Source organism: Panacibacter ginsenosidivorans (assembly GCF_007971225.1).
Classification (GTDB): domain Bacteria; phylum Bacteroidota; class Bacteroidia; order Chitinophagales; family Chitinophagaceae; genus Panacibacter; species Panacibacter ginsenosidivorans.
On the sequence record NZ_CP042435.1, the window covers coordinates 2,872,914 to 2,885,423 of the forward strand.

Consider the following 12,510-nt stretch of genomic DNA (forward strand, 5'->3'; position numbering starts at 1 on the left):
ACTCTTGTACTGAAGAAAGTATTGCATCAGGAAAAAGAAAAAATGCTAACAGATTTGGTTTCGTTTTTAAATTTATTTGCCTGCACATCCTTGTATCATCTTACTGCATACTGTTCTTCATAATATTTCTGGTAATTACCGCTTGTAACATGTTGCAACCATTCTGTGTTTGCAAGATACCAGTCTATAGTGGCGCTTAATCCTTCTTCAAATGTAACAGATGGAGACCAGCCCAGTTCTTTATTAATCTTTGTTGCATCTATCGCATAACGGAGATCATGGCCAGGCCTGTCTTTTACATAAGTGATCAATGCTTCACTTGTGCCTGATGGCCTGCCTAATTTTTCATCCATTAGTCTGATAAGCAGTTTAACAAGATCAAGATTTTTCCATTCATTAAAACCACCAACATTATAGGTAGCATGATTTGCTGCTTTATGAAAAACCGTATCAATAGCTCTTGCATGATCTATTACATACAACCAGTCTCTTGTATTCTCACCTTTACCATAAACAGGCAGGGGTTTATTATTGATGATATTGTTGATGAATAAAGGAATCAACTTTTCAGGAAAGTGATTAGGGCCATAATTGTTACTGCAATTGGTAATTACAAATGGAATTCCATAAGTCTCTCCATATGCTCTTACAAAGTGATCGGATGATGCTTTACTTGCAGAGTATGGAGAGTTTGGCGAATACGCTGTTGTTTCTGTAAAGAAGCCTTCATTACCTAACGTGCCATACACTTCATCGGTTGATACATGGTGAAAACGATGAGCAGATAAATTGTCTTTCCAAAAATCCTTGGCTGTTTGCAAAAGATTTACTGTACCAATAATGTTGGTATAAATAAAATCCATTGGAGAAAGAATGGAGCGATCAACATGAGATTCTGCAGCAAGATGAATAACATCTGTTATTGCATGTTTCTGAAAGATCTCTTTCAATTTTTCAGGCTCAAGAATATTTACTTTTTCGAAAACATAATTACTGCTATGCTCAATATCTGTTAAGTTTTCCAGGTTACCTGCATAAGTTAGTGCATCGAGATTTACGATTTTATATTCCGGATATTTGGTTACAAATAATCTTACCACATGAGAACCAATAAATCCTGCTCCTCCAGTTATAAGTATACTTTTCTGCATTATAATTATTGCATTTTAGAAATTACAGGTGCTAATACGTTTAAACTTGTGTTCATATTGCCGAATAACGAACAAATTGTACAAGAGTGCGACGCAACAGCAACCAAATAGTAGTAATAAAGATTGGCAACTAATTTATATGATAATATTTTTTATACCAATCAATAAATTTTTGAACACCTTCTTTAACAGTTGTGTTTGGTTTGTAGCCAACATCCCGTACAAGATCGCTTACATCTGCATAGGTTGCAGGCACATCTCCTGGCTGTAATGGCAATAATTCTTTGATAGCCTTTTTGCCCAATTCATTTTCGATAGCTATAATAAAATCTGTTAACAGCACCGGTGCGTTATTGCCAATATTATAGATCTTATACGGCGCACTTGATGAGGAAACATCTGAATTGCTTTGCTGCCATTGATCATTTCTTTGCGGCACATGATGCATAACACGAACTATACCTTCAACAATATCATCAACATAAGTAAAATCGCGTTGCATATTTCCATGATTAAAAACCTTGATAGGCTTGTCTTCAAGGATTGCTTTTGTAAAAATGAATAAAGCCATATCGGGCCTGCCCCACGGACCATATACCGTAAAGAAACGCAAACCTGTTGTGGGCAAATTGAAAAGATAACTGTAAGTATGCGCCATCAGTTCATTACTCTTCTTACTTGCAGCATACAATGAAATCGGATGATCTACATTTTGATCAGTGGAAAATGGAATAGTGTCATTCAATCCATACACACTTGAACTGCTTGCATACACAAGATGTTTTATGCTGAACTGGCGGCAACACTCCAGGATATTCGTAAAGGCAACAATATTACTGCTGATATAGGCATCAGGATTTATCAGGCTGTAACGCACACCCGCCTGTGCTGCAAGATGCACCACTACTTCAGGTTTGTGGTTATTAAATATCTGTGTTAACACATTTTTATCTTCCAGCTGAACCTGGTAAAATGTATAACAGCTTATACCGTTGCATGCAGTGTTATACTGAACAATTGAAGAGTTGATGCCTGCCTGTGCAAGACGGCTATGCTTTAATGTTACATCATAATAAGTGTTCAGGCAATCAATGCCAATTACTTCATGACCTTCTTTTAAAAGACGGTTGGCAACATGAAAGCCAATAAAACCTGCGGTGCCTGTAACAAGGATCGTCATGTATGAAAAGGGTTTTTACAATCGTTGTACAATTGTTTTGTATTTTCTACTTCGGCGCTCTTGGAAAATTTTGATTGCGCAAATACTGCTGCTCTCTTTCCCATTTCTTCACGCAATGATCTATCATTGACAAGCAAACTTAGTTTTTCTACAAACATTTCTACATCATTTTGTGGAATTAAAAAGCCAGATTGGTTATCGATGAAAGTATCTCTTACACCACCTGCGTCAGTTGCTATTACAGGTTTTCCGCAAAATTGAGCTTCTATTAATGATAATGGAGTACCCTCGTTTCTTGAAGTAAGCATCACAATATCCAGTTCCTTTAATATACTGCTTACAGAATATATCCACGATGTAAATATTATTTGTGCCTCAGGAAAATAATCTTTTGTAGTGCACCATTGTATGTTGAGTTTTTCAAGCTGGTATTGTACTTTTTCTTTTTGTTCACCATCACCTACAATAAAAAATTTAACCATCTTTCCTGAGTGTGAAGTTAAAATTTTATGCGCTACTTCTGCAAACAGGTCAAAGTTCTTTATTGCAACCATACGGCCAATTATTCCCACAGCAATTGTGTTGGCAGGAAAATTATAGCGCTGTCTAATTGAATAAAGGTCATCTGTAATATTATTTTCAAACTGGCATTTATCAACACCAAGATAGATTGTTGCAAGTTTTTCCGGAGGCGCTATTTTATAAATATTTGCAAGTTCGTTTTGCTGCTCGCTTCCGATGGCAACAATTTTTGTAGTAATACCCGCCATCCATCTTTCAAATTTTATAATAAACCAGGAAGTAACTGAGCTATAATAAGAGTGAAAAACATGGCCATGAAAAGTATGTACGATACAAGGTACTTTATTTTTATATGCTGCAAGCCTGCCTAGGAACCCGGACTTTGATCCATGCGTATGAACAATATCGCAACCCGAATCCTTTATATGCTTTGACAACATTCTGTAAGCTTTTATATCTGCAAACAGGCTGATGCTTTTTTTAAGTGAAGGAACCTTTTTGAAAGTAATACCTTCTTCATCTTTTATAAGATGCCTTGCTTCTTTTTCATCTGGCTCTTTCTCACCATATAAAATCTTTATATCGAAATCACTTTTTAAATACTGAGCCAGTGAAATCACATCGTTTGTAATGCCACCTATTACCAGGCGATTGGTTATTATTACTAAAGTCTTTTTAATGGCAGAGGGCTTATTTATATAGCAAGCTATAATTCATTTATTAAACTTCTGTTGCGTCGCACACTTGTACTGTTGCACATTATGCATCATATATGGTTGACAATTTATAACCGGCATCAATATTACCCTGCGATTTATCCGAAAGGATTAATTCATATAATTCTTTCCATGATTGTACGAATGGTTGCAGAGGTTTTGTATAACAGGGTTTGTGATATTGCAAAGAGCCATTCATAGCATTTTCCATTAATGATGCCAGTGCGACAGCATCACCAGCATCAAAGAAACATGCCTTATCATAATCTCCAACTGTTTCGTGCGCATATTGCAGGTCTGCAACAAGTATAGGCTTATTAAATAATTTGGCCTCACTTATTGGTAAGCCCCAGGTTTCCATTCTTGAAGCGAATACTATACACGAAGCAATGTTGTATAAGTTTATTAATTCATTTCTTTTTTGAATGCCTGTAAATTTTATGCAGGATAAATGAGCATACTTTTTTCTCAGCATCGAAGCGTACTTATTTTCCGATCCGTCAAAAGTCAATATTATTTCAAAATTGTATTTCGATTTTTTCAGTATTTCTGCTGCTGCAAGAAGCACTTCGAAGTTCTTAAACACTCTTGGTAAGGAAGGATATAAAAAACAAAAGCTTCTGCCGGCAGAATATACAGATTCACTTTTGTCAACATCCATTTGAACATTCGGATATGATACGATTGTATTTTTTATTTTATACCTATATTCAAATTCACGCCTGATCCATTCCTGTTGTACAATTACAAATTTGTTTTTATTAATATTTATATAATAAAACAACCCATAAAAGAGTTTAAAAAAAAGTAGGGATTTTTCTAATAATATTTCACGCAACCCCGGCTTATAAAACGGCGCCGGGTTGTGACAATAAACAATCCTGTTTGCACACTTTACGTTTGGAGTCATATCATGCAATGCAAGCCATATAAAGGGTTTTATCTTTCTTGAGATGAACCAACAATGAATGTATTCGAACCACAAACGTAGCAACCATGATCGTTTTGGATATTTATATTCCTGTATCTCTACACGTGGATCAAAACAAATATCATCAAGTAAGCTTTTTTTATTAACCAGGAGTACCAATATATATCCTGAAATAAAATGTGTAACAAAATTATTTGCGGCATCTTTTAAAATGCTAAGCGGACCTCCTTCTGTCAGGTTAACACCCGAAATTACTATTACCTGTTTTGCAGAATGGGTTTGTTCGCTCATCCCTGCAACTGCAATAAAATTTTTTTGTTTAGCACTGCCCTTTCACTATCACAAAACCAACCCCATTTATAAAAATATTTAATAGCTGATATGATATGATATTTCAAAAGTATGGGGTTTGAATAGGATCCCCTGTTAAATGCATGTATTACGATAGCACCAGGATAAAAAACTGTTTTAGATATCCTACTTATTCTCCTGGTAAGGTCAATATCTTCCATATACATAAAATAACGTGTATCAAAACCACGAACATCTTTTAAAACAGCGGTTCTAACAAACATAAAACAACCAGATAAAGCTGGGGTATCAAGCATTTTGTCATAAGTGAACCCATTTAATTCATAAGCTTTACTGCGCTTTGATAACGAGTAGAGGTTATAAAAAAAACGTCTGCCTATAAGGTCAATCGGGTGAGGCAATAATTTGCATAACTTCTGATTGCTGCCATCCTGATAACAAATTTTTGGCATTACTTGTCCCACATCCTGATGTTGCTCCATAAAAGTGTAAATATTTTCAAGCGTGCCATTATTGAAACTTATATCAGGGTTTAAAATAAGATGATATTTACTTTGCCCAAGTGCTTTATCAATAGCAATATTTTGCCCTTTTCCAAATCCAACATTCCTATTGTTGAAAAAATATTCTGTGTTCTTTGTTAAAGCAAAAATTCGTAAAAAATCTGTTGGTGAGTTATCTATCAGAAAAAGTTTATAGTTTAAACCCGTTTGAATAATACAGGAAATTAGTTTTTCAATTTCCCAATGTGGATTTTTATAAAGAACAACTGATATGGTAAGATCAATTTTTTGCATTCATTTTACCATTTTAGTGCTTCTGCATAATTTATGCAATCAATTTTTTTTGTTTTCACTATCTAACTAAAAATTGAGAGATTTTTCTTAGTGGCTTTAAATAGACGGTAAAGAAATAGGGTTTCAGTTCATTAAACTTCCACGCCATATTATCTTCCCTGTTGGCTCTCCACCTGTTCCTTAAGTTTGCGTTGCTTATGCCACCATTACGCATTTTAACTATTACCTCCGGTAAGTAAACAGGTGTTACTTCGTGTTTAACCAGAAAGCGCAACATTAATTCGTAATCAGCAGCGCTTCTAAGAGAAGTATTGAATAAGCCATATTTATTATACATCTCTTTCCTGACAAAAAATGCAGGATGTGGAGGCATCCACCCATAGTAAAAATTTTTGCGCTTAAAGGGGCCAGACTTCCATGAACGTAGCACCTTGTTTAAATCATTGGCAGCAACATATTGTAAATCGGCATAGAGTGCCATTACAGAACTGTCTTTAAAAATTTCAGCTACTTTCGAAATTACATTCGAGTGTGTATAAATATCATCCGAATTAAGTATACCTACAATTTCGCCCGAAGCAATTGAAATTCCTTTATTCATTGCATCATAAATTCCTTTATCCGGCTCAGAAATTATTTTTGCTACATGCGGAAAAGCTTTTACCACAGAAATTGTATTGTCTGTCGATTTTCCATCAACAATAATATGCTCAATTTCCGGGTAGTCCTGTTCTGTAATGCATTGCAGAGTATCCCTTATGGTAGATTCACTATTGAATGCAGCCGTAATGATAGATACTTTCATAGAAATTTTTTCGCAGCTTTTTGGTGATTGAGATGCTGTTCTTTTTTATTTATAACCGTAGGTTAGTTTTTCTTTTTCCCAAATTTTACCTTCCAATACCTTGACAATATCAAAGGGAAATATTTAACTATTCGCCATCTGAAATTAAGTTTACGTGTAAAGGAAAACGGAGATTTGTTTGATGCCGTAGAAATATTATTTTGATGCCGCCTGTATAAAAGTAATGGCGTATCAATAAAATATGTTGAAAAAAAGCAGTCAGCAACAAACCCAATCCATATATCGTGCATCGGATATATTTCTATCCCTTGCGGAAACGGCATTGAAATATTCAACACCTCACGTTTAAATGCAAGACAACATCCCAGGTAAGCATTTTTTTTAAGATTTCTTACTATTCCCTTTCCCGAATTATTGAGTTCAAAAAAAGAGGGATACAACACATTTAACTGATCGTCTACAACTTTACAGTTTGTTACAACGAGGTCGTACTGCTTAAGCTTTTCAAGACAGGTGTTAAATTTATTTTCCAGCCATATATCATCCTGGTCTGCAAGAAATATTATATTTCCGGTGGTATGCTGTAAACCGAATTCAAAATTATTGGTGCTTCCTTTTTTTTCAAGATTTTGTAATAGCTTAATCCTTGGATCATTAAATGCATTAATCATTTGAACCGTGTTATCTGTCGATCCGTTATCGGATATAACAACTTCCGTATTGTCATTTATTTGATGCAGAATAGAACCTAATTGGGCTTTTATATGTTTCTCTCCATTGTATGTTGCAATTACTATTGATATCTCCGCGTGGGGCATTTTAGAGCTACTTTTAAAAGAATAATTTGAATACCTGCTTCAGTATTTTATAGCATCATCGTTGCGTCGCAATCTCTTTATCCACATAACTTTTGGCATCACCTATATTAGCCCGGAATTTTGAATTTGCTGCGCAATAATACAACCGTACAAGGTGTGCGACGCAACAAAGCTAAATAGCACTAATGCTGCCTGGCTCAAAAAATATTCGACAGGCAGTTTGTTTAATCTATCTGTAGGATTGAATAAATATCCAGCCCGGGAATCACAATATCAAGTTTACCGTTCTTATAAGTATATTCAGGATTTATTTTTTCAGGCTGCAACACAATAGAAGAAGGTTTTGCAGGCCGATTTACCACTACATGGAATGCTGGTATTTTCATTGGGTTATCATAAGCAGATTCGTTACCGCTCATGTTTATGAGATGAATAAATAAATGATTGTTTTTTGTAGTAACTACCTGTTCAACAGAAGGTGCATTTTTTATAGTAACAACAGGGTTGTTGTACATCTTTGCAAGAACAGTAGCAGTAAATTCTTTTACCATTGTTACATGCTCATCTCCATATAAATTTTTTGGATCAAAATATATTAATCCAATCTTTCCTTTACCGATGTTATGAATTGTAGCGGCAGGATAATTTGCTGCTGAACCATTTTTTATATTTCCTACTACTTCTGCATTACCACTTTTAACAGATGCCGGTTGCAGATCTGTTTTAAATGCCGCAGATGAATCCAATGACAATTTAACATCTGCAGTTCTAAGAGGATTTCCTACAAGGGTAACATTACAAACAGATGCAAATTGCTTTACAGCATTAGCGCCTATTACCAAAAGGTTGCCACCATTGTTTGCATAGTTAATAAGGCTTTTAATAACAGACGGACTTAGGCTGCTCCATAGTGGAACAACGATTGCAGGATAAGAAGACAACCTTTTGTCCAGGTCGTAGTACATGAGAACATCTGTGCTGTACTGAGCATCTGAAAGTATTTTAAATACCTGTCTGAAATAACCTAAACCTGTTTCAGCATATAAATGATCTGTGATCAAAACATTTTTCCATATCTCATCAGAAAAAAGCAAACCCACCTGTGGAACGATGTTCCCTTTAAAAGTGTATTCTTTTCTTTGTTTGCAAAAGCTAATAATATCTGCCATTAATTTAAAATGTTCTGAAGGCAAAGAACCATCTCTTCTCTGCGGCCAATATGTTTGAAAACCGCCGCCTAAAGCAATTGTATTTGCTGCTTCCTGCGCCATTTGCCTGTATGATTTGGTAACCATTTTATTATTGCGGTTTACCTGTGACCATGTCATAAGGTCCCAAGGCTTTCCTTTTGCAGCCATACATCTGCCTTCAAAAGCTGCATCATATGGAGTGTTGCCGCGAATGTCTCCTGATAAAAAATCTACATTTACATCTACCTTTTCGGGCATGTAAGCACTAAAGGCCCAGTTATTAATGATCTTAAAATCGGGCCTGTATTTATGAACAGTTTCTACATAGTGCGAGAAATATTTTATGTAGCATTCCCTGTTTAATTGTATCCAGTCTGCATAATGAGCGTCTCCCTGTTTTACAGGTATTTTAGTGTTTGCATATTTTGTTTTAAATGCATTTATTAAAGATGATGAATAATCTGTTTTTACAGCCCAGCAATCACCATCAATCCATGCACCATCAATTTTGTATTTTAATGCAAGTTCTTTTAGTTGAGGAATCATTATTTCATCACTGTAGTTGCTCAATGGTGAAATAACATTTTCTTTTGAGCTGTCGGAATTAGTTATGGCCCATGAAGGATTTTGTTTTAATGCACGTGCATCAAGCAATCCTGAGTAATGTGCATATAAGCCTACATGATTTTGCTTTGTAGCATCACTCCATATTTTCATTAGATCATTGCTAATATTTGGAGCGGCATTTCCTACCGATGTTGGATAACTGCTATAGCCTGGATGTCCTTTGCAATCTATCTGGATAAAATCAGGTTTAACAAGCTGCAAAAAAGAATCTGCCATGGCCTGCGTAAAAGACTTACCTATATTGCTATCCGTTTCTTTCGCATGAAAATCAAAATGTACACCTGCAAAACGCTCTGCAGGTGCTTGCGCAAAGCTTACAGTGGATATAATGCTAAGCAAACAAAAGAGTAAGTTATATATCCGGTGTTTTTTTCTAAGGTTTTTTTTCATTTTGCATTTTTTGAAAAAAGGAGCTGCACGAGTTATTTATTTTAGTTTCAGGAATGCCACATTTGCTCTGATACAAGCTACATCACTCATGGCATAGTCCCTTGCGTCGCAATAACTTTATCTGTATATCAGTGGGCATCTTTGCGGGGAATTTGCTAAAAAATAATTAACTCAAAACACTCTTTTTTTAAATACATTTTCGTTTATCCTATTTCCGGTACTTGTACATGAGCAGGAACCGATTCCCGCTTTTTTAAAATATTCAGGCATACAAGGGATACCATTACAATATTCATTCCAATAGAATTGGTGAGAAACGGATTTGTGAATGATTCTATATACACGAATATTGTTGCAAGTAAGAAAGGCCGGGCATAGATCTCGTTCGCAATGTTTGTACGTTTAATTTGCCAGTAAATAAATACTATATACCCCAGCAGAAAAAACCAAAAGAGCAGCCCAATTATACCTTGTTTGTGAAAAACTTCAAGATAATTAATCTCCATATGATTCTCCCTCACTTTCACGCCTTCTCCTAAACCGTGACCTACTATAAATGATACAGGCGTTGTACTCTGAATAACCTGGTCTATCTGGAGATACCTTACCTGGTCTGATTCATCTCTATTAAATGAAACCTGCTCGAAGGCACTGCTTAAAAAAACAAATCCCAAAACTCCAATTACAAGAATTAAAATACTGCACACTATATTTTTAAAAAAGAAATTAAAAATAATAGCAGTGGCAAATAATGCTGCTATGAACCCCCTTGTAAAAGTTAGAATGAGCGCTATAAATATTATCAGTTGTAAAAATCTTTTTGTGAGCTTATTGTTAATGAGGCTCACAAAATAAATTCCCACGCATAAGTATAAGAAGCCTTTGTACCAAAATGCTATGCCGCCCCTGCCCATAAACTCATCTGATTGCGTTAAGATTGCATAAACAGATAAAAAAGGAATTACTCCCGTGAGCATTAAAAGCCATAATAAAGTATAAGATATTGCCAGCAAAGCAGATGCAAAAATGAAAAGCTTTGTTATTAGTATAACATCTCTTTTCCCTTTTATAAACAAGGGATAAAAGGGGAGTAGCAGAAAAAACGATTGCATGAAAAAGTTCTCGTACACTCTTGCATCATTCCCATAATTTAAAAACCCCACTATAGTGCTAAACAAAAGAAGGACCAGGAAAACAAAGGTTATAGAAACTATCTCATAATCGAGTTTATTAATAAAAGAGTAAATAAATACGGTTATGACCAATGCAATAATGAAATCGATTTTTCGCAAGGTGATAAAGTCATACTTCAATAGCCCGCCTGATCCGCCGAGGCATAGCTCGAGAAAAAAGAAGACGAAAAAAATAAAGATCAGTGAACGCCTGTTTTCTGAATATAACAGCATATTTTATAAAGGAAGCAGATTTGTTTTGTTAGAATTGTTTTCCCTGCCGCATAATGTTATGCTGTACAAGCGTGCGACGCAACAGATGATGCCAAGCATATTGAAGCTGACTATCAAAATACTCAGTACTGATAGATAATTTTAAAATGAAAATTTTATCTCTTTTAAAAAACTCAGTGTTTTGAACCTAAGCGAAAGATTTATAGCGCGTATAAACACGGTTGTAAATACATAACCTTTACGGACACCTTTTTCTTTACTGAATGCGATTGCATTTTGGTTGAATATTTTAAACCTGTGCATGATCTTTTCGTAATCATCATATTCAACTCCGGAAAAGCCATGAATACATTTTACATCTAAAAGCATCCCGCTGTTCTGTATGTGCTTTACACGCCTGAAAAAGGAAACATCACTAAAGTCTAAGGCCACAGCTTCATTAAATCCTCCTGCCGCATTAAAAAGAGAGAGGTCAATTATTGTTCCTGAATTTATTATTGCCAGTTTGCGGATATCCTGATATCCGGGTTCTACTTTTTCTTTAATAATACCTCTGTATGGAATATAAGTAGCTGGTGATATTATCTTGTCTTTAGAAAGTATTATTGGAAAATACAACCGGTCCATATTATTTACATCAAGTTTTCTTTGAGCAAAAAAATCAGTGAAAAAATTTTCCGGTAGCAATGTATCCTGATCAAGTAACAGTAGCCATTTTTTTTTTAGTTCATTTGCAAAAATATACGCTGTATTATATGCCTTACTTACACCAGAGTTTTGCATGTCCTCCACCACCTTAATATGGACGTTTGAGTTTTCATAAATTGAAATATCTATTTTTACATCAGGCGAATTATTATACAATAACAAACCAAGTACGCCATGCTGGAATTGTGCAGCTTTTAAAAGACTATTGAAAGTATGACAACTTTGCAAATCAGTTTTATATAAAACTATTACAGCATATAGATTATTTAATGTTTCGTGCATCCTGCAAAAAATAATAGATACTGGCTAAGAGCGAATATAATTTTCCAAAATTTTTTTTTACGACCCGTAATGATTCTTTTTTATTCTTTACAGCGCTAACACCACCTTCGAGCGCATAACTATAAAAGGATTTGTCTTTAATGAATGGTATACCCGACTTATACAGACGCTGATTAAAATCGAAATCTGCATATACAGGATAATCTAATGAAAAAGGCGGTTGCGGATGAATGCTTTTTTTGATTAGCAGTGCCTGGTGATGAACAGTATTTCCAAGCTTTAACCTGAAATCAGTAACACTATTAAATAGTTTTTCACCAATCCATACACTGCCATAAATAATGTTATGATCTATGTTTTTTGACAGATCCGGCAGTTGAAGGATTTTATCACCACTTCCTAAAAAAATAATATAACTATCATGGTCTGCTTGTGCCCAGCCTTTATTCATTGCATCATAAATTCCTTTGTCCGGCTCACTGATCCAATAATAGATTTGTTGCTGATATTTTTTAATAATATCAGTTGTGCCATCTGAAGAACCGCCATCGATAATTATGATCTTCCTGTTTTCATAATTAAGATGCAGGGTTGATTGTATAGTATTTTCAATAGAAGCAGCTCCGTTATATACAACTATAATTACTGTTAACAGGGGCAAGTTTCCATCCATCT

11 protein-coding genes are annotated in these 12,510 nt (G+C 35.0%); all 11 read right to left on the minus strand.

The window, feature by feature from the left end:
- Window positions 1-95 precede the first annotated feature (95 nt).
- On the minus strand, window positions 96-1,151 hold the full coding sequence (gene rfbB, locus FRZ67_RS12140; RefSeq protein ID WP_147189823.1) for a dTDP-glucose 4,6-dehydratase: 1,056 nt from the start codon (window positions 1,149-1,151) through the stop codon (window positions 96-98).
- 130 nt (window positions 1,152-1,281) lie between these two features.
- Window positions 1,282-2,331 (minus strand): NAD-dependent epimerase, encoded by a 1,050-nt coding sequence (locus FRZ67_RS12145; RefSeq protein ID WP_147189824.1) that lies wholly within the window; start codon window positions 2,329-2,331, stop codon window positions 1,282-1,284.
- Complete coding sequence (locus FRZ67_RS12150) at window positions 2,328-3,566, minus strand: glycosyltransferase family 4 protein (RefSeq protein ID WP_374728506.1); 1,239 nt, start codon at window positions 3,564-3,566, stop codon at window positions 2,328-2,330. The genes FRZ67_RS12145 and FRZ67_RS12150 overlap by 4 nt, the downstream gene beginning before the upstream one ends.
- A gap of 46 nt (window positions 3,567-3,612) precedes the next feature.
- The gene (locus tag FRZ67_RS12155) at window positions 3,613-4,791 is read right to left on the minus strand and encodes a glycosyltransferase (protein WP_147189826.1); all 1,179 of its coding nucleotides are present in this window, start codon (window positions 4,789-4,791) and stop codon (window positions 3,613-3,615) included.
- Window positions 4,788-5,609, minus strand: a complete 822-nt coding sequence (locus tag FRZ67_RS12160) for a glycosyltransferase family 2 protein (protein WP_192903867.1) — start codon at window positions 5,607-5,609, stop codon at window positions 4,788-4,790. Before FRZ67_RS12160 ends, FRZ67_RS12155 begins: the two co-directional genes overlap by 4 nt.
- A 58-nt stretch (window positions 5,610-5,667) precedes the next feature.
- Window positions 5,668-6,414 carry a glycosyltransferase family 2 protein gene (locus FRZ67_RS12165; RefSeq protein WP_147189827.1) on the minus strand — a complete coding sequence of 249 codons (747 nt, stop codon included), beginning with the start codon at window positions 6,412-6,414 and terminating at the stop codon, window positions 5,668-5,670.
- Window positions 6,415-6,476: 62 nt separating this feature from the next.
- Window positions 6,477-7,232, minus strand: a complete 756-nt coding sequence (locus tag FRZ67_RS12170; RefSeq protein ID WP_147189828.1) for a glycosyltransferase — start codon at window positions 7,230-7,232, stop codon at window positions 6,477-6,479.
- A 224-nt stretch (window positions 7,233-7,456) separates the two neighbouring features.
- A complete protein-coding gene (locus tag FRZ67_RS12175; protein ID WP_147189829.1) occupies window positions 7,457-9,439 on the minus strand; it encodes a beta-galactosidase trimerization domain-containing protein in 1,983 nt (660 codons plus the stop codon).
- 203 nt (window positions 9,440-9,642) lie between these two features.
- A complete protein-coding gene (locus FRZ67_RS12180) occupies window positions 9,643-10,731 on the minus strand; it encodes an O-antigen ligase family protein (RefSeq protein WP_147189830.1) in 1,089 nt (362 codons plus the stop codon).
- A gap of 255 nt (window positions 10,732-10,986) precedes the next feature.
- Window positions 10,987-11,835 (minus strand): glycosyltransferase family protein, encoded by an 849-nt coding sequence (locus FRZ67_RS12185; RefSeq protein WP_147189831.1) that lies wholly within the window; start codon window positions 11,833-11,835, stop codon window positions 10,987-10,989.
- The gene (locus FRZ67_RS12190) at window positions 11,816-12,508 is read right to left on the minus strand and encodes a glycosyltransferase (RefSeq protein WP_147189832.1); all 693 of its coding nucleotides are present in this window, start codon (window positions 12,506-12,508) and stop codon (window positions 11,816-11,818) included. Before FRZ67_RS12190 ends, FRZ67_RS12185 begins: the two co-directional genes overlap by 20 nt.
- Window positions 12,509-12,510: the final 2 nt, after the last annotated feature.

What these genes read in the sequence shown, in the direction of transcription:
- rfbB (WP_147189823.1), bottom strand. Translation starts at nt 1,151, where the DNA reads ATGCAGAAAAGTATACTTATAACTGGAGGAGCAGGATTTATTGGTTCT.
- FRZ67_RS12145 (WP_147189824.1), bottom strand. Translation starts at nt 2,331, where the DNA reads ATGACGATCCTTGTTACAGGCACCGCAGGTTTTATTGGCTTTCATGTT.
- FRZ67_RS12155 (WP_147189826.1), bottom strand. Translation starts at nt 4,791, where the DNA reads ATGAGCGAACAAACCCATTCTGCAAAACAGGTAATAGTAATTTCGGGT.
- FRZ67_RS12160 (WP_192903867.1), bottom strand. Translation starts at nt 5,609, where the DNA reads ATGCAAAAAATTGATCTTACCATATCAGTTGTTCTTTATAAAAATCCA.
- FRZ67_RS12165 (WP_147189827.1), bottom strand. Translation starts at nt 6,414, where the DNA reads ATGAAAGTATCTATCATTACGGCTGCATTCAATAGTGAATCTACCATA.
- FRZ67_RS12170 (WP_147189828.1), bottom strand. Translation starts at nt 7,232, where the DNA reads ATGCCCCACGCGGAGATATCAATAGTAATTGCAACATACAATGGAGAG.
- FRZ67_RS12175 (WP_147189829.1), bottom strand. Translation starts at nt 9,439, where the DNA reads ATGAAAAAAAACCTTAGAAAAAAACACCGGATATATAACTTACTCTTT.
- FRZ67_RS12185 (WP_147189831.1), bottom strand. Translation starts at nt 11,835, where the DNA reads ATGCACGAAACATTAAATAATCTATATGCTGTAATAGTTTTATATAAA.
- FRZ67_RS12190 (WP_147189832.1), bottom strand. Translation starts at nt 12,508, where the DNA reads ATGGATGGAAACTTGCCCCTGTTAACAGTAATTATAGTTGTATATAAC.